A 16,728-nucleotide genomic window follows, 5' to 3' on the forward strand; every position below is an offset into this window, starting at 1 on the left:
CAGCCTGGCGCGCATCATTTTCCCTTGAGGCAGCTGGTCTCAGACCAGTTTCTGCGCATGATCCTAGCGAAAATCGGTTCCGATTTTTCGGGGTCATGCGCCGGGGTCGCGCCGCACCTGCAGTGTGTCGCAAACAGGCGGTAGCACGATGGCCGTCGGCTGCATATTGTGCGCCGATCAAGCGGGCGCCTGGCGCCGGCAGCAGCACTTTTGGAGTCGCGGGCAATGGCAGGGTTTCCGGAAAAGGCGAAGGTCGTCATCGTCGGGCTGGGCGGTATTGTCGGCGCATCGGTCGCCCATCACCTGATCGAGCGCGGATGGGACGACATCGTCGGCATCGACAAGTCAGGGATCCCGACCGATATCGGCTCGACAGCGCATGCTTCCGACTTCTGCTACACCACCAGCCATGATTTCCTGTCCTGCTGGACGACGCTCTACTCCATCGATTTCTACGAAAAGATGGGTCATTACGCCCGCATCGGCGGCCTTGAGGTTGCCCGCGTCGGCGATGACGCCCGCATGGCGGAGATCAAGCGCAAGATCGCCTCGGCAAAGGCTTTCGGCACGCGTGCCCGCCTGATCGAACCGGCCGAGATCAAGCAGAGATTCCCGCTGATCGAAGAAGAGATGGTGCAGGGCGGCCTGTGGGATCCCGATGCCGGTCTCGTCATCCCGCGCTCGCAAACGGTCGCCGGCAAGCTGGTCGACCAGGCGGAAGCCTCCGGAAAACTTAAATCCTTCGCCAACACGCCGGCCAGGTCGCTTATCGTCGAGAACGGTCGCATCAAGGGCGTGGTGACCGATCGCGGCACCATCGAAGCCGACTATGTGATCGTTTGCGCAGGTATCTGGGGCCGGTTGATCGCGGAGATGGTGGGCGAGGACTTGCCGGTCATGCCGATCGATCATCCGCTCACCTTCTTCGGGCCCTATACCGAGTTCGCCGGCACCGGCAAGGAGATCGGCTGGCCGCTGCTGCGTGATCAGGGCAACTCGGCTTACATGCGCGACACCGGCGATCCCAAGACCGCCGAAGGCGGGCAGATCGAGTGGGGCTATTACGAAGAGACCAATCCGCGCCTTTGCCATCCGCGCGACCTTCTGGAGAAGGACCAGGCCCGTCTTTCGCCCTCGCAGCGCGACCTCGACATGGAACAGATCCTGGCCCCGCTCGAGCGCGCCATGGAGTTGACGCCGATCCTGGGCGAACTGGGCTACAATGAGAGCCATTCCTTCAACGGGCTTCTGCAGGTGACGGCAGACGGCGGCCCCTCCATGGGCGAGAGCCAAAAGGTGCGGGGCCTCTGGTATGCCGTCGCGATCTGGGTCAAGGACGGCCCCGGCATGGGCAAGCTCATCGCCGACTGGATGACGGACGGCAGGACGTCGATCGACCACCACGCCATCGACTATTCGCGCTTCTATCCGCACCAGACGCAAGAGCAGTTCATCTGGGACCGCTGCACCGAAACCGCGATGAAGGTCTACAATCCGGCCGTCCATCCGCGCGAGCCGTTCTCCAAGGCTCGCGACGTGCGCCGCTCGCCCTTCTGGGAGCGTGAGAAGGAACTCGGTGGCTATTTCATGGAACTCGGCGGCTGGGAGCGCGCCCATGGCTATGCCGCCAACGAGCACCTGCTCGAGAAATACGGCAACCGGGTGCCGGTGCGCGAAAACGAGTGGGACAACCGCCATTTCTGGCGCGTCTCCAATGCCGAGCATCTCGCCATGAGCGAGGATTGCGGCATCGTCAACCTGTCGCATTTCGCGATGTATGACGTGGAAGGCCCGGATCATGTCGCGCTGATGGAATGGCTGTGCGCGGCCAGGATCGGCGGCGACGGCAATATCGGCAAAGGCATTTATACCCACTTCCTCGACGATGAGGGCATGGTGCGGGCGGACCTGACCGTCATCCGCATGGCCGACCGCTGCCGCGTCATCGACGGCGCCGATGCCGGCCCGCGCGACTTCCACTACATGCGGCGGACGGCAGAAGACAAAGGGTTCGATGTCGCCATCACCGATGTGACCGATAACTACGTGACCGTCGGCATCTGGGGCCCAAACGCCCGGGCAACATTGAGCAAGGTCGTGGAAGACCCGGACGGCCTGAAGCCGGAGAATTTCCCCTTTGCCGCAATCAAGCCTGTCAGGATCGCCGGCAAGGACGTGACCGCTTTCCGCATCTCCTATGTCGGCGAGCAGGGCTGGGAACTGCATATGCGATACGAAGACGGCCTGGCCGTATGGGATGCTTTGCGTTCGACCGGCGTGATGGCTTTTGGCGTCGAGACCTATGCCAACAGCCGCCGCATGGAGAAGAGCCTGCGCCTGCAGAATGCGGATCTTTTGACCGAGTACAATTTGCTGGAGGCCGATCTCGCCCGCCCAAAGGTCAAGGAGGCCGATTTCAGCGGCAAGGCAAGGCATCTGGACTATCGCGCCCGCGCGCATCAGCCGGCCATGCTTTGCACGCTTGTCATGACGGATAATGTCGATTCCAACGGCGTTGCCCGTTATCCCGTCGGCGCGATGCCGGTGATGGACCCGCAAACGGGCGAGACGCTGGTCGACGAACTCGGCCGCCGATCCTTCACGACCTCGGTCGCCTACGGCCCGACCATCGGCAAGAACATTGCGCTCGCCTATCTGCCGTGGGCGTATTGCCAGGAGGGCCGCAAGCTGGATGTCGAATATTTCGGCGAGACATACCCGGTCGAAGTGGCCGCCGTCGGCTACAGGCCGCTCTACGACCCGGAGAACCTCAATCCACGCAGCTGAGCCTCCCACTATAGAGGGTGAACGGCGGGCTCGCAAAAACGTGAATGCAAGGACTTAAAGCGAGTCGCGCCTGACGGGAGTCATGCGACGCGCTTTAAGTTCTTGTTTCTATGCGTGTCGTTACCCAACCCCGCTGCGCCTTTGGGCGACATGCATTAGTCCGGCGCCGGGCTTTTCGCTTTGTGGGGCGACGATTTTCGCTTACCTTGCGGCATGTCTGCTTTTCCCCGCGCAGGACATCTCCTCTCATGCGCCGCCGTGCTGGCGCTGACGTTCGTCCAGGCGCCGGAATCCCGCGCCGCCGAACCGGTCGATGTTGAACTGGTGCTTGCCGTCGACGTTTCGCTGTCGATGTCGCCGGCCGAACTTGAAATCCAGCGTCGCGGCTATGTCGCGGCGCTGATGCATGACACGGTACTGCAGGCCATCGCCGACGGCGCCTACGGCAAGATTGCCGTCACCTATGTCGAATGGGCCGGCACGACATGGCAGCACGTCATCGTGCCGTGGACGGTGATTGCCAATCGTGGCGACGCCGAGCGGGTGGTCGAACAGCTCTCCGCCCATGCGCCCAACAGCGCACGGCGCACCTCGATTTCCGGAGCCTTGCAATTCAGCAGCGATCTCTTCGCCGAAAGCGGCTTTCAGGGCGTCAAGCGCGTCATCGACATTTCAGGCGATGGCCCCAACAATCAAGGTGCCCCCGTCGATGTCATCCGTGACGAACTGGTCAGGCAAGGCATCACCATCAACGGCCTGCCGCTGATGACCCGGGGCGGCTTCACCAGCGTCTACGACGTCAACTATCTCGACCGCTATTACACCGACTGCGTCATCGGCGGGCCCGGCGCGTTCATGATCCCGGTCAATGAGTGGACGCAGTTTCCCGAAGCGATCCGCCGCAAGCTGGTGCTTGAGCTTGCCGGGCCTGCGTCACCGCAATGGGCGGTGGAAGAAGCGGCACATCCGCCGGTGGTGCTGGCGCAAGACAAGCCGGCAACAGACTGCCAGGTCGGCGAGAAAATGTGGCGCGACCGAAGCTGGATGTTCGACAGCCGCTAGATTTCAAGCGCTCCCCGCCAGAGGTATGCGTGCTAGATGTTGCCTTGTTTACGCGGCCAGCAACTGCTTGCGATCGACGCGCTCCTGCTGCGGCGAGCGCGCATAGAGCTCGCGGTAGCATTTGGAGAAATGCGAGGCGGAGACGAAGCCGCAAGCGACCGCCACTTCGACCACCGGCATCGATGATTGGATCAGCAAGTGCCGGGCACGGTCGAGGCGGATTTCTAGATAGTAGCGGGCAGGGGATCGTCCCATCTCAGTGCGGAACAGGCGCTCGATCTGCCGGCGTGACAGGTCGACATGGTCGGCGATCTCGATCAACGACAGCGGCTCGGACAGGTTCGCTTCCATCAATTCGATGATGGTCAGCACCTTGGAGTTCTGCACGCCAAGACGTGCGCGCAGCGGCAGGCGTTGGCGATCGGTCGGGCTGCGCACGCGGTCAGTCAAGACCTGCTCGCAGACCCGGTTAACGAGATTGTCGTCGAAATCGTCGCCGATCAGCTTCAGCATCATATCGAGCGCCGCGGTGCCGCCGGCGCAGGTGTAGATGTTCTGGTCGATCTCGAAGAGGTCGGCAAAGACATTGGCCTTCGGGAACGCTTCGGAAAAGCCCGGCAGGTTCTCCCAATGAATGGCGCAGCGCTTGTTGGACAACAGGCCGGCGGCGGCCAGTATATGAGCGCCAGTGCACAAGCCGCCGATGGCGACGCCGCGATTGTATTCCTCGCGCAACCAGGCGAAGGCCGATTTGTTCTGGTAGCGCTCGACATTGATGCCGCTGCAAACGACCGCCATGTTCGGCCGTTCGGAGCCGGACATCTTCTTGCGTTCGTCCTCCAGCGAAGTGTCGACCGCGCATTCGACGCCGTTCGAGGCGCGCACCGGCTTGCCGTCGATGCTGGCGAGCCGCCAGCGGTAGGCCTCGTAGCCGAGCATCCGGTTGGCCGAGCGCAACGGATCGAGCGCCGTTGCAAAGGCGATCATGGTGAAATCGGGGACCAGGAAGAATACAAACGACCGCCTGATCGGATGATTTACGACGTTCACAGGGTAACCCTCACGCTGCAATGGCGCGAACAGGATGTCGCGATCAGCATAGCGACATCAGGAAAAACTTTTCCTGTCAATCGGCTAGGCGGCAACGGAAAGACTTTATTTGCGACATGGGTCGCAAATGGGCAATCGCTATGCGATGACGGACCCCAACATGCTGCCGGATTGAGCGTATGCGCATGTGGTCGGGGCATGATCAAGCACGCCGCCTCGGCAAACCGAAGCGGCGCTGTGATCAACTTCGAAGCAGCAACAGCGAGCGCCGCTTGCGAGCTTGGCAGATCAGGCGACGAAGCCGAGGCGCGCGGCGGCCACGGCGCCGGTCTGGCCCGGCATGGTGTTGGCAAGGCGCTGGCGCTCGAGCGCGGTCGTCAGGCTCATTTCACGGCGAGCAAAAAGGCGGGCAAAAAGCTTCATCATCATCTCCATTCGGTTGCTCAGACGGGTCGCCTTCGCGTGATGGAGTGGGGCAGCTCGTTGGCTGGCGCTGATATAGGCTTACGTGCGGGGAAACTAAATCGCAAATGCGAAGCACTTGATATGAAAAGCGACACGGAATGCGATAAGTTTGGGCATTCTGCCCAGGATTTGTAATCAGTTACAAGGCGTTGGCTCGAAATGTGGGCTGCTATGCAGCTTGTTCATATGCGCCATGCAACGGCGACATGGCTCTAGAAAACGTTTGATCGCAAATAATAAAGGCCTGCCGGACATGGTCTGTGCGGCAGGCCTTCAGCTTTTGATACACACGATCTATTTTGCTCCGCCAGCCCAGGATCCAACACCGTGGCGAGTGCCGGTCTTGGTGTCGGCGGCTTCAGGCCAGCCGATATCCTTCTGCAGTTCGATCGGCAGAGAGCGGATGGCGCGTTCGGTCTGGTAGCGGGCGCGGGCCGCGCTGAATTCGGTCGCGATGCGGCCGATGGATGACAGGATAGACATTTTAATTCTCCTTAGGGTTGGGTCGGGTGCCGGTCGCTCGGCGGACCAAGCGCTACATCCGGTTTGTTTCAGCTTCATTTCGTGTCGATTGCAGATCAGTGTCGCAGTCGTTTCAAGGCCGCCTTCGATGCGTCTGCCTTCGATGGAGTTGACTATCCTCCCAAAGTGATGTTCAATCAAACGAAATGGAATGATAGTTTGCATCAGAAAAATTGAAGGTCGATCCCAATGAACGCCCCACTCAATCATCCGTTGCCGCTGCTCGATCTCGACGTTTTGCGCACCTTTGTGGCGATCGCCGAAACCGGCAGTTTTACCACCGCCGCCAATGCCGTCTTCCGCACGCCGTCGGCCGTCTCCATGCAGATCAAGAAGTTGGAGGACATTCTCGGCCGCTCCGTGTTCGCGCGCGACGCGCGCTCGGTGACGCTGACCACGGATGGCGAGATGCTGCTCGGCTACGCCCGCCGGCTGTTGTCGATCAACCGCGAGGTGGTGTCGAAGTTCATCATCCCCGACATTGTCGGGGTGGTGCGGCTCGGCTCGCCAGACGATTATGGCGAGCGCGTGTTGCCGCATGTCTTGAAGCGTTTTGCGCAGTCGCATCCCTCGATCGCGGTCGACGTCACCATCGACCAGAGCAGCAATCTGCGCCGGCGCATGGACGACCGGGCGCTCGACATCACGCTACTCACCAATTCCTACAAGACCAGCGCGCTCGGCGCCGAAGTGCTGCTCACCGAACCGATCGTCTGGGCCGGCGCCAAGGGTGGCTGCGCGCATCTGCGCGAACCGCTGCCGGTGTCCTTGTGGGAAGAGGGCTGCGCCTGGCGGGCCGGGGCGCTCGAGGCGCTCGGGCGTGAGGGCCGCAACTATCGCGTCGCCTATATGAGCGCGCATACGGCCGGCCAGCGCGCCGCAATCATGTCCGACCTCGCGGTGGCGCCGCTGCCGAAATCTTTCCTCGGCAGCGACATGGTCGAGCTTTGCCCGAAGGACGGCATGCCCGATATCGGCACCTACAATCTGGCCATGGTCGTGGCGCCGGACGCCAGCGCGCCGGTGAAGGCGGTCGCCGACCACATCCGTGCGACCTTCGAAGTGTTCAGGGAAACCGGGAAATTTTGATGAGCCTTGCGGTGGGCCGCGTTTCAGTGCTCAGCGATCTTATTGCGTTCGGGAAGCCGATTGATCTTCTGGCTGCAGTTGGTCCGAGACGCCAGTAGTCATCCTGGTTGCTGATCATTATCTTGAGCGTGCTCCGCCGATTCCAGGCAGGAGAACTCACCGCTGCTGATATGGAGGCATGGGCGGACCTGATCGAATGCAGGGAAGACATCGACTACCAGCCGGAACGAGACGAAGAAATATTGGAGGCGATCTACGTGCTGGCCAATCCGGTCTTGAATGGCTCGCTTGACAAAGCCTTGGCCGACCAGGTGATGGCCTCGCTCTCGACCTGATCAGTGGGTTTTTCGCTGGCCAAGAACGTCACGATGCAGTCCCGCGCGCGCCGCGCTTCCGGCATGTCGATCAGCGGCCAGACATGGAACATGCCTTGCTCGTAGACGACCTCCACCTCGACGCCGGCGGCGCGGGCCTTCTGGGCGAAGATCAGATTGTCGGGGCTGAGCAGATCGTGCGAACCGGTCAGTAGCAGCGTTTTCGGCAGCACCGACAGGTCGCCGTAAAGCGGGCTGATGCGCCAGTCGCTGCGATCGATGCCGGCGCTGTAGAGCCGGACCGCCTCCAGCCCACCCGAAATGCCCAGCCACGGATCGTTGCGCTCGGCCTCGAACACTTCGGGGTTGGCGAGCGACATGTCGAGGCCGGGCGAAATCAGCACATGACTCGACGGCAAGGGCAGGGCGGCTTCCGCGGCCATCATGGTCAGCACCACGGCCATGTTGCCGCCGGCGGAATCGCCCACGAAGACGATGTCCTCGGCTTCCGTCTCGTCGAGCATCTGCCGGTAGACCTCGCCGACCATCCCGAACATGGCATGGAAATCGTGTTCGGGGGCGATGGGATAGATCGGCACTGTGATGCCGAAGCCCAGCCGGTTGGCTATTTCGGCGATCAGCCCCCAATGATAGGACGTAATTTGAAAGACATAGGCGCCGCCATGCAGGTAAAGGATACGCTTCTTCTCGCCGGTCTTGGGTGCGATGTCATAGACCGGAAAACCGCCGACGCTGCGCGTCGTGATATCGAAGCGCTGATGCAGCGAGGCAGGCGGCCGGGGGTCCTCGGTCTTGCGGGCATAGGCGATCCAGCGCTGCAGGTTTTCCGGGCTGGAAAAAGCCTGCTTGCGGCTGTGCCTGAGCACAAAGGACACGACGTGGCTTTTCAAACTGGGCATGCGGACACACGGATCTCGGCTGAGCCGACTAAGAGAACCCCCGCTATCGAAGATCGTGCCTTCGCCCAGAATGTCAAGATTTGCGCGGCTCCAACACGGCGGTGTGATCTGGCTGGCAATCAAGGCGAGCATCTGGTCGTGGCAAGCCGCAATGCTCAGCGCTGGAGCAGCAGTGCGGCGCGCAGCCGACGGTCGCTTGCTGCCGGAGCCGGATGACGGCTCCGGCGCTTGGCCAGCAGCTTGCATTTGTCGGCGAAGGTCATCAGCGCGCCGAACCCAGAAGCAGGGCCGAGAAGGTGACCTGCGGGTCGTTGCGCGGCGACACGGGCCAGCCGATGTCCTTCTGAATTTCGGGCGGCAGGCTGTTCAGGGCCCGGACCGACCTGTTCCTGTTGTGCGCATGCTTGATGGCCGTACCAAAGCGGCCGAGGCTTTCGAACATCGACATCTTCATCTCCCTTGGAGTGCTGCGGCGGCTGAAAGTTATTTCCTGCCTGCCGTTCGATGCCGGTTAAATGCGCCGCGCGTGTATCTGGTGGATTTCACGAAAAACAGCGCCTTGTTTCAGTTCGGGCTGATCCGGAAACATGTGCATGCAAACGAGAATAAGGGCGAAGTGCTGCTTTTTAGCAGTGGGGCTACCCCCGGCCGCGCCGGGCGGCGTGGCCCTCGCGCGAACGACGCCGTGGGGCGGCATCGCCGGCAATGCCGTCCTCGCTGACGGTCTTGCGCGGTGGCAGCTTCACCGCCGCCGATAGTTTCGGGAACGGGTCGATCTTGTTCGGCAGCGCCATGGCATAGACGAAATGCTCCTGGAATCTCGGCTCCAGCGCGGTCTCGATCTTCTCGATCCGGCTCACCGTTTCCTCGATCTCGCGGCGATAGCCGCGATTGAGCAGCGCCATGCGCGCACCGGCGCCGGCGGCGTTGCCGACGGCCGAGACCTTGTCGAGATCGCAGTCGGGAATCAGTCCCAGCACCATGGCGTATTTCGGATCGATGAAGGAGCCGAAGGCGCCGGCGAAGTGGATGCGGTCGACATGATCGGTGTGCTGCTTTTCCATCAACAGCTTGGTGCCGGCATAGAGTGCGGCCTTGGCGAGCTGGATGGCGCGCACGTCGGTCTGTGTGATGGTGATCCTCGGCTCGCCTTCCTTCAGCACGTAGGAGAAGGTGCGGCCATTGGCGGTGACGCGCGGCGAGCGGGCGCAGAGCCCACCGTCGATGACGCCGTCCTCGGAGATGATGCCGGCCAGGTACATCTCGGCGACCACCTCGATGATGCCCGAGCCGCAGATGCCGGTGACGCCGGTTGCCTGCACGCTGTCGAGGAAGTCGGGCTCGTCGGACCATAGTTCCGAGCCGATGACGCGGTATTTCGGCTCCAGCGTGTCGGGATCGATGCGGACGCGCTCGATGGCGCCAGGAGCGGCGCGCTGGCCGCCGGAGATTTCCGCGCCCTCGAAGGCCGGACCGGTGGGCGAGGAGGCCGCCACGACCCGCTGGCGATTGCCGAGCACGATCTCGGCATTGGTGCCGACGTCGACGATCAACATCATCTCGTCCTGGCGGTGCGGGCCTTCCGACAGCGTCACCGCAGCCGCGTCGGCGCCGACATGGCCGGCGATGCACGGCAGCATATAGAGCCTGGCGCCCTGGTTGAGCTTCAGGCCGATATCCGACGCCTTGATGTGCACCGCGCCCGAGACAGCCAACGCGAAGGGCGCGCCGCCGAGTTCGGTCGGGTCGATGCCGAGGAACAGATGGTGCATGATCGGATTGCCGACGAAGACGCAATCCAGGATGTCGTTGCGCTGGACGTTGCCTTTCGCGCAAACCTTGTCGACAAGACCCGAGATCGCCTCGCGCACCGCGACCGTCATGCCTTCGCGACCGTCCGGGTTCATCATCACATAGGAAACGCGGCTCATCAGATCCTCGCCGAAGCGGATCTGCGGGTTCGACGTGCCCGACGAGGCGGCGACGCGGCCCGACAGCAGCGACACCAGATGCATGGCGATGGTGGTCGAGCCGATATCGCAGGCAAGCCCGTAGGCCTCGTTCTTGAGGCCGGGCCACAACGAGATGACCCGCGCGGTTTCGCTGTCGGCATCCTTGTGGATGGCGGCGGTCGCGGTCCAGTTGCCTTTGCGCAAGATGCCTTGCACCTGCGGCAGCAGATGGAAATCGAAATCGAGGCTCTTGAGCCCCCAGTCCTTCATCAGCGCGATCTTCAGGCGATCGAGATCGCCTGATGGATTGTGCATGTCGGGCTCTTCGATCTCGACATAGCACATGTGGATTGCCGAATCGCGGGCAATGACCCTGGTGTCGGCGTCCTTGCGAATGGTCTGTGCGTTGATGACCGTATCCTGCGGCACGTCGACGACGAGATCGCCGAGGATCTGCGCCGAGCAGGACAGGCGGCGCCGTTCGGGAAGGCCGCGCACGCGTTCATAGCGCTCCTCCTTGGCGCCCTTGGGCGAGATGTGGTCGTTGGATGAGACGATCTTGTGCTTGGCGAAATTGCCTTCCTGCACCTCGACCTGGCAGCGCCCGCAGGTGGCGCGTCCACCGCACACGCTCTCGACATAGACGCCGAGCTGGCGTGCGGCATCGAGCACCGGCGTGCCGACCGGAAACCGCCCGCGCTTGCCGGACGGCATGAACAGCACGAGCGGATCGGTGATGTTGGCAGGAGAGTTCACGATTGCGCGCTTATCCTCGGGCCATACGGGCTTCACGGCCGCCGCGCCGGCGGCCGCCATTGCCATTGCCTTCGCCCGGCGCGTTGACTTGCGTGGGCGCCGCGATCGCCTGGCCGCCTTCGGCCGGCTTGTAGTCCTTGTAGGTCCTGATCCAGTTGGTGCAGTTCTCGTCGGTGCCGTTCAGCACATTGGCGCCGCGCACAGCTTCCATCTCTTGCGGCCGCACCGGGTTCATGATCGCCGAGGTCATGCCGGCGCCGATCACCATCGGGATGAAGGCAGCATTGATGCCGTGGCGGTGCGGCAGGCCGAACGAGATGTTTGACAGGCCGCAGGTGGTGTTGACCTTGAGCTCTTCACGCAGCCGGCGCAGCAGCGCAAAGACCTGGCGGCCGGCGTCGCCCAGCGCGCCGATCGGCATGACCAGCGGATCGACGACCACGTCATGCGCCGGAATGCCGAAATCGGCGCAGCGCTCGACGATCTTCTTGGCGACGGCGAAGCGCACATCCGGATCCATCGAAATGCCTGTCTCGTCGTTGGAGATGGCAACCACCGGGACATTGTATTTCTTGACCAGCGGCAGGATGGCTTCGAGCTTCTCTTCCTCGCCGGTGACGGAGTTGACCAGCGGCCTGCCCTTGGCGACCTTGAGCGCCGCCTCGATCGCCGCGGTCACCGAACTGTCGATCGACAGCGGCAGGTCGACCAGCCCCTGCACGATCTCCAGCGTCTGCACCAGCAGGCCGGGTTCGGTCTCGTTCGGATTGACCGAGGTGACGCCGGCATTGACGTCGAGCATGGTCGCGCCGCAGGCGGCCTGTTCCAGCGCGTCCCTGATGACGGTATCGAAATTGCCTGCGATCATCTCGGCCGCGAGCTTCTTGCGCCCGGTTGGATTGATGCGCTCACCGATCACGCAGAAGGGCTGGTCGAAGCCGATAATGATTTCTCGTGTCGCCGAGGCGACGATCGTCCGGGTCATGAAATCTCTCCCTCGTGATATAAAGACTTCTTTATATCGTTTCTGTTTTCGATCAAGCGAATGGTGGCCGTCCGCGCCATCAATGCGCGGTCTTGACCATGTCGACCTGCGTTTCGGTGATCTCGTCGTGCAATATGTGGTCGAGCCGCTCGGCGACGAGCTGGTCGTCGCGGCGGATTTCGCGTTTCCAGGGTTGGCGCCCCTTCAGCACGCCCGATTCATCGACGATCTCGGCGACATATTCCTCCTGGCGATAGGCCATAACATGGACGCCGCAGACGCCGGGAATTTCTTTCACCTCGTTGATGATGTCGATGCAGAGCTGCTTGCCTTCCTTCTTCTGGTCCTGGGCGCCTTCCAGCCGCTTGACGATCGAATCGGGGATATGAATGCCGGGCACGTTGGAGCGGATCCATTTGGCGGTCTTGGCCGAGGCCAGCGGTCCGACGCCGCACAGTATGAAGCATTTTTCGGTGAAACCGAGATCGCGGACCTGCTGCATGTAGGTGCGGAACATCGGCACGTCGAAGCAGTACTGGCTCTGCACGAACTGCGCGCCGGCGGCGATTTTCTTGCCCAGCCGGTAGGGGCGGAAATCGATCGGCGGCGCGAAAGGGTTGATCGCCGCGCCGAGGAAAAGCTGCGGCGGCGTCGTCAGCTGGCGGCCGGAAAGGAACTTGCCGTTGTCGCGCATGATGCGGCAGGTTTCCAGCAGCGACATGCAGTCGAGATCGAATACCGGCTTGGCGCCTGGCTGGTCGCCGGCCTGCACGCCGTCGCCGGTCAGGCACAGCATGTTGGCGACGCCCATCGCCGCCCCGCCCAGCACGTCGCCCTGGATGGCGATGCGGTTCCTGTCGCGGCAGGCGATCTGCATGATCGGGGCATAACCCATGCGGGTCAGCAGCGCACAGATGCCGACCGACGACATGTGGCAGTTGGCGCCCGAGGCGTCGACGGCGTTGATGGCGTCGACCCAGCCGTCGAAGATCTTGGCGCGGTTGTAGACGTCTTCCGGGTCGGCGCTGTCGGGCGGGTTGAGTTCGGTGGTCACCGCGAATTCGCCGCGCCTCAGGACGCGCTCCAGCCGGCCGCGCGAGGTGTGGCCGGGCAGCGGGTCGAGCGGCAGATGGATGCCGGCCGGGTTCTCGTCGGGCTGGCGGCCGATCATGCCGGTGCCCCGGGGTTAGGAGGGTTGCGCGCGGCTTCACGGGCGGCGGCGGCCTGCGCCGTCACCCGCAGCCAGGCCGAGGTTTCGCGCAGCGACTGGTCGACCGGCTTCTGCACGTCGAGAACCTTGTCGCCATGCACCATGTTGCGTGAACCTTCCCAGGCCTTGACCCAGACGCACGGCATATCAGGCTCGACCTCGCAATTGCCGTTGGCGCGCACACCGCCGCAAGGGCCGTTGCGCAATTGCTTGGGGCAATTCATCGGGCACGACATGCCGGTAGAAGAAAGGATGCACTGGCCGCACATGCGGCAGTCGAACATAAAACCCTTGACGCGTTTTTCGACGAATTTGATCGGACCCTCGACGCGGCCGTAACCGATGCGCTTCCACAGCGGATGGAGAGCCAGGAACATGTCGGAAAACCTGGCGTAGAACCATTCGAGCAGTCGCGAGTGGCGGACGGACCACAGCCTGACAGCGAAGGAGCGCTGCACGCGCCGCTGCGGCGACACGTCGGCCGGCTTGTAGTCGGATTTCGGCGCTGCCTTCTTGACCAGGGTGGCCTGGGTAATCGCCGGGCTCGTTTCAGACATCTTTCCCGCCCGCCTTTACCAGAGCGACCAGCCGTTCGCGGTCGTATTTCGCGTCGATGTCCTGAAGGGCTTTTTCCGCCTCGGCTTCAAGATCGTCGCTGACCGGCACCGGGTCGGCCTTGCGCCATTCGGCCAAATAATCGTCGGTGCCGCCGGCCCCGGTGCGCATTGCGCACATGTCAATCGCCTCGGTGAAACGCAGCGGCAGTTCGCGCTTGGCGTTCTGCCGGCCCTTCTTGACGATGACCTGGGCGGGGATGTCGCGCCAGTAGACGACGATCAGATCGGCCATGAATTCCTACTCCCGTAGAGCGCCGTGCGCCCAATCGGAAAGGACGCTCTACCATTTTGATTCAAGCTGCGTCGTGCTTACCGGGGACCGACTCCGATCTTTGGGCCGATGCAGCGGTTCCGAGCATTGCCGGAAGCGCTGTTGGGCTGCTTGTTATGGGACGACGCGCGCGCATTCAAAAGCGACGCAATTGGCGGCCGCAAAAGGAAACGCGAAAATTTTCGATGCTTGGCCTGGTTTTGATCAGCCGGCGCGACGATCGAAGCTGCCGACAAGCTTCCTGTGGAAGCGGACATAGCCTCGCTCGGTCGTGCGCAGATGTTCGGCGACAATCTGATGGAAACGCGGCAGGCGGTGAAAGGGAACAGCCGGATAGGAGTGATGCTCGGAATGGTACGGCATGTTCCATGCCACGAAGCGCACCAGCCTTGTGGTAAAGGTGGTGCGGGTGTTTTCGAGCATGTTGGCGACATGCGGGCACAGCGCATGCTCGGCCAGCAGATAGGCCCGCAAGAAGGGCTGGCCGACCAGCACCGGCACGATCCACACCCACAGCAGCAGCGCCGACTGCACGGCCAGCGAGGCCACCAGCAGCGCTGCATAGGCGAACAGGAACCAACGTGCTTCCGACGTCACCTTGTCGCGGCCCCTTTCCGGCACGAAGCCGTCGCGGTTGCGGCCGGCGGCGTTGACGACGATCACGCGCGCCATGCCGGTCCAGTAAGGAACGCCGGAGAGATGGCGCAGGTACTGAACTATGGTCTCCGGTTTCGGGGCCATCAGTTCGGGGTCGTTGTCGGGATCGTGCGTATGGCGGTGGTGCGCGAAATGGAAATAACGGAACCATGCCGGCGGCAGCAGAATCAGGAAGCCGGTCACGGCGGCGATGGCGCGGTTGAGCCACGGCGTCCTGAAGGCCGTTTCGTGGATCGTCTCGTGCAACAGCGTGAAGAAGAAGACGATCAGGATCCCCTGCGGCAGCACGAGAACCGGCCAGAACGGGATGCGGGCGGCGATCAGCGCACCCAGCACGACAACAAGCCCGCCGTGGGCGGCCAGCCGGACAATGCCGGGCCTGTCCAGTTTGGCGGTGAGGTCGCGACGATCCTCGACCGAAAGGCTGGCGATGATGGTGCGGTGGTCGATTTCGCTCATAAGGGCCAAGCTTATCGCCGGGGCGATGTCCGGTAAATCGGCGCTCATTGCCAGACGCCGGTTTTTGCGCCGGTCCAGAGATAGACCCAGATCGTCGGTGGTACTAGTGTTTCCAAGGCAGGCCGCGATGCGGCGCCCGTAAAGACATAGTGCTAGTGGTGAAAATCTGACGGTTGATACCCAAATCGAATTGCAGCGATGAGCGGTCTTCTGCCTTCCGTGTCGCCGATTGGAACGCACAGGCAGCGCCAGAAGCTGCCGTTGGCGCGAGTGCCGTGGAATGACCGGAGGCGGATCTCATTCAAGCTCGGCGAGAGCGGATATCCGGAACACCATCACCAGGATTACAGGCCGGTTCATCTGGCGCATTCCACGAGGCAACGAAAGGAGCCAGTAGTCTTCTTACTTGGGATACTGCTCGTCGCTCACATGTTCCAGCCACTCGACGGCCTCGCCGTCCAGTGCCTCGGCAACAGCAACATGCGTCATGTCGGCGGTAGGACTGGCGCCATGCCAATGCTTCACGCCGGGCGGGATCCAAACGACATCGCCAGGCTCGATCTCTTCAATCGGCTCTCTCCATTGTTGGACAAGACCCTTGCCGGCGGTGACGATTAGCGTCTGGCCCAAGGGGTGGGTATGCCACGCGGTTCTGGCACCGGCCTCGAAATGAACCGTTCCGCCGCCGACGCGCGCCGGCTCGTCAGCCTTGAACGATGACTCAACTCGAACCGAGCCGGTAAAGTGATCTGACGATCCCGTCGTTGACTTGGCGGGATCATATTTCTGCACGCGGATTGCTGCGCCGGAAGACCCGCCGGCAGCCTGCTCCTCGAAGGCCGCGCGCAAGGCAGGCATCGCTGCCATCGCCTTCGGCCACCCCGCATAGAAGGTCAGGTGGGTGGGAACCTCAGCAACTTCCGTCTGCGTCAGGCCATTGTCCAGCCCTTGCTTGACATGGAACGGCAGCTGGTCAACGTCTCCTGAAGCGAGAAGCGCGGCTATGGTGACAAGGCTGCGATCACGCCCGGAAAGCCCCGGCCGACGCCAAAGGTCACCGAACAGCACCCGGTTGGTGTAGGCCGCCAGTGCGGGAGCCGCCGGGGCCACCGCGTCGTCCACGGTAGCCGCTCGCGCTGCTTCGGCGGCGGCGTTGAGCTCGAGTGGTTCGGCTGTGCTTGCCTCGACTTCACCGATGCCGCGCCGGTCGAACACGCCCTTTGTCGCCTGAACTGTGGAAATTGCGTTCGGCCAGCCCGAGTAGAAGGCAAGATGGGTGATGATCTCGCCTATCTCCCCTGGCGTGACTCCGTTGTCCAGCGCCCGGCTGACATGTCCGCCCACCTGCGCGATGCGACCTGAGGCGATCAGCGCCGATACAGTAACAATGCTGCGGTCCCGCGGCGCGAGTTCCTTGCGCAGCCAGACATCCCCGAACAGGAGATTGTCTGTGTAGTCCCCAAGGCCCGGTGCTACGACATAGACGTCCGGGGGCGCGATCCGACCTGCAGGACGTTCCTGCGCGTCTGCGGCCGAGGCCGCGAGTGTGGCCGCCACCAGGGAGGCTGAAAGGGTTTTCATGTTGCGGGTTTCCGTGTGGCTGGATGCAGTC

General features: G+C 62.6%; 15 protein-coding genes. 3 read left to right on the forward strand and 12 right to left on the reverse strand.

What is annotated here, in order from left to right; all coding sequences use genetic code 11:
* Positions 1-225 precede the first annotated feature (225 nt).
* Both BQ8794_RS32255 and BQ8794_RS32260 read left to right on the forward strand, forming a co-directional pair.
* Positions 226-2,787, forward strand: coding sequence for a GcvT family protein (locus BQ8794_RS32255; protein WP_077383667.1), 2,562 nt, complete (start codon positions 226-228; stop codon positions 2,785-2,787).
* Positions 2,788-3,000: 213 nt separating this feature from the next.
* Entirely contained in the window at positions 3,001-3,849 is an 849-nt protein-coding gene (locus tag BQ8794_RS32260; RefSeq protein WP_077383669.1) for a DUF1194 domain-containing protein, read from the forward strand.
* Between the two features lie 48 nt (positions 3,850-3,897).
* Here the strand turns inward: BQ8794_RS32260 and BQ8794_RS32265 are convergent, their stop codons facing one another.
* The 3 genes from BQ8794_RS32265 to BQ8794_RS32275 form a co-directional block, all read right to left on the reverse strand.
* Positions 3,898-4,836, reverse strand: coding sequence for a GlxA family transcriptional regulator (locus BQ8794_RS32265; protein ID WP_425293609.1), 939 nt, complete (start codon positions 4,834-4,836; stop codon positions 3,898-3,900).
* Between the two features lie 351 nt (positions 4,837-5,187).
* Positions 5,188-5,334, reverse strand: coding sequence for a hypothetical protein (locus tag BQ8794_RS36155; protein ID WP_198032808.1), 147 nt, complete (start codon positions 5,332-5,334; stop codon positions 5,188-5,190).
* A gap of 324 nt (positions 5,335-5,658) precedes the next feature.
* On the reverse strand, positions 5,659-5,847 hold the full coding sequence (locus BQ8794_RS32275; protein WP_077383673.1) for a hypothetical protein: 189 nt from the start codon (positions 5,845-5,847) through the stop codon (positions 5,659-5,661).
* A 228-nt stretch (positions 5,848-6,075) separates the two neighbouring features.
* Here BQ8794_RS32275 and BQ8794_RS32280 point away from each other — a divergent pair, with 228 nt between their 5' ends.
* Positions 6,076-6,975: a LysR substrate-binding domain-containing protein gene (locus tag BQ8794_RS32280; protein WP_029351948.1), complete on the forward strand. Its 900-nt coding sequence runs from the start codon at positions 6,076-6,078 to the stop codon at positions 6,973-6,975.
* A gap of 253 nt (positions 6,976-7,228) precedes the next feature.
* Here the strand turns inward: BQ8794_RS32280 and BQ8794_RS32285 are convergent, their stop codons facing one another.
* The 9 genes from BQ8794_RS32285 to BQ8794_RS32325 form a co-directional block, all read right to left on the reverse strand.
* On the reverse strand, positions 7,229-8,209 hold the full coding sequence (locus BQ8794_RS32285) for an alpha/beta hydrolase (protein WP_077383675.1): 981 nt from the start codon (positions 8,207-8,209) through the stop codon (positions 7,229-7,231).
* A gap of 262 nt (positions 8,210-8,471) precedes the next feature.
* Positions 8,472-8,657 (reverse strand): hypothetical protein, encoded by a 186-nt coding sequence (locus BQ8794_RS32290; protein WP_077383855.1) that lies wholly within the window; start codon positions 8,655-8,657, stop codon positions 8,472-8,474.
* A gap of 190 nt (positions 8,658-8,847) precedes the next feature.
* Positions 8,848-10,977, reverse strand: a complete 2,130-nt coding sequence (locus BQ8794_RS32295; RefSeq protein ID WP_077383677.1) for an ASKHA domain-containing protein — start codon at positions 10,975-10,977, stop codon at positions 8,848-8,850.
* A complete protein-coding gene (locus BQ8794_RS32300; RefSeq protein WP_077383680.1) occupies positions 10,928-11,902 on the reverse strand; it encodes a methyltetrahydrofolate cobalamin methyltransferase in 975 nt (324 codons plus the stop codon). The genes BQ8794_RS32295 and BQ8794_RS32300 overlap by 50 nt, the downstream gene beginning before the upstream one ends.
* 79 nt (positions 11,903-11,981) lie before the next feature.
* Positions 11,982-13,073 carry a methylenetetrahydrofolate reductase gene (locus tag BQ8794_RS32305; protein WP_077383682.1) on the reverse strand — a complete coding sequence of 364 codons (1,092 nt, stop codon included), beginning with the start codon at positions 13,071-13,073 and terminating at the stop codon, positions 11,982-11,984.
* Complete coding sequence (locus BQ8794_RS32310; protein ID WP_077383684.1) at positions 13,070-13,669, reverse strand: methylenetetrahydrofolate reductase C-terminal domain-containing protein; 600 nt, start codon at positions 13,667-13,669, stop codon at positions 13,070-13,072. The genes BQ8794_RS32305 and BQ8794_RS32310 overlap by 4 nt, the downstream gene beginning before the upstream one ends.
* Positions 13,662-13,961: a virulence factor gene (locus tag BQ8794_RS32315; protein ID WP_077383686.1), complete on the reverse strand. Its 300-nt coding sequence runs from the start codon at positions 13,959-13,961 to the stop codon at positions 13,662-13,664. Before BQ8794_RS32315 ends, BQ8794_RS32310 begins: the two co-directional genes overlap by 8 nt.
* A 243-nt stretch (positions 13,962-14,204) precedes the next feature.
* Positions 14,205-15,164, reverse strand: a complete 960-nt coding sequence (locus BQ8794_RS32320; RefSeq protein ID WP_244555182.1) for a fatty acid desaturase — start codon at positions 15,162-15,164, stop codon at positions 14,205-14,207.
* Between the two features lie 354 nt (positions 15,165-15,518).
* Complete coding sequence (locus tag BQ8794_RS32325; RefSeq protein ID WP_077383688.1) at positions 15,519-16,697, reverse strand: (R)-mandelonitrile lyase; 1,179 nt, start codon at positions 16,695-16,697, stop codon at positions 15,519-15,521.
* Positions 16,698-16,728 lie beyond the last annotated feature (31 nt).

Source organism: Mesorhizobium prunaredense (assembly GCF_900156895.1).
GTDB classification, from domain to species: domain Bacteria; phylum Pseudomonadota; class Alphaproteobacteria; order Rhizobiales; family Rhizobiaceae; genus Mesorhizobium; species Mesorhizobium prunaredense.

Excerpts from the sequence above, each read along its gene's own strand:
- BQ8794_RS32295 (WP_077383677.1), bottom strand. The coding sequence starts at position 10,977 with ATGGCGGCCGCCGGCGCGGCGGCCGTGAAGCCCGTATGGCCCGAGGAT.
- BQ8794_RS32275 (WP_077383673.1), bottom strand. The coding sequence starts at position 5,847 with ATGTCTATCCTGTCATCCATCGGCCGCATCGCGACCGAATTCAGCGCG.
- BQ8794_RS32310 (WP_077383684.1), bottom strand. The coding sequence starts at position 13,669 with ATGTCTGAAACGAGCCCGGCGATTACCCAGGCCACCCTGGTCAAGAAG.
- BQ8794_RS32320 (WP_244555182.1), bottom strand. The coding sequence starts at position 15,164 with ATGAGCGCCGATTTACCGGACATCGCCCCGGCGATAAGCTTGGCCCTT.
- BQ8794_RS32305 (WP_077383682.1), bottom strand. The coding sequence starts at position 13,073 with ATGATCGGCCGCCAGCCCGACGAGAACCCGGCCGGCATCCATCTGCCG.
- BQ8794_RS36155 (WP_198032808.1), bottom strand. The coding sequence starts at position 5,334 with ATGGAGATGATGATGAAGCTTTTTGCCCGCCTTTTTGCTCGCCGTGAA.
- BQ8794_RS32290 (WP_077383855.1), bottom strand. The coding sequence starts at position 8,657 with ATGTCGATGTTCGAAAGCCTCGGCCGCTTTGGTACGGCCATCAAGCAT.
- BQ8794_RS32265 (WP_425293609.1), bottom strand. The coding sequence starts at position 4,836 with ATGATCGCCTTTGCAACGGCGCTCGATCCGTTGCGCTCGGCCAACCGG.
- BQ8794_RS32325 (WP_077383688.1), bottom strand. The coding sequence starts at position 16,697 with ATGAAAACCCTTTCAGCCTCCCTGGTGGCGGCCACACTCGCGGCCTCG.
- BQ8794_RS32255 (WP_077383667.1), top strand. The coding sequence starts at position 226 with ATGGCAGGGTTTCCGGAAAAGGCGAAGGTCGTCATCGTCGGGCTGGGC.
- BQ8794_RS32300 (WP_077383680.1), bottom strand. The coding sequence starts at position 11,902 with ATGACCCGGACGATCGTCGCCTCGGCGACACGAGAAATCATTATCGGC.
- BQ8794_RS32285 (WP_077383675.1), bottom strand. The coding sequence starts at position 8,209 with ATGCCCAGTTTGAAAAGCCACGTCGTGTCCTTTGTGCTCAGGCACAGC.
- BQ8794_RS32315 (WP_077383686.1), bottom strand. The coding sequence starts at position 13,961 with ATGGCCGATCTGATCGTCGTCTACTGGCGCGACATCCCCGCCCAGGTC.
- BQ8794_RS32280 (WP_029351948.1), top strand. The coding sequence starts at position 6,076 with ATGAACGCCCCACTCAATCATCCGTTGCCGCTGCTCGATCTCGACGTT.
- BQ8794_RS32260 (WP_077383669.1), top strand. The coding sequence starts at position 3,001 with ATGTCTGCTTTTCCCCGCGCAGGACATCTCCTCTCATGCGCCGCCGTG.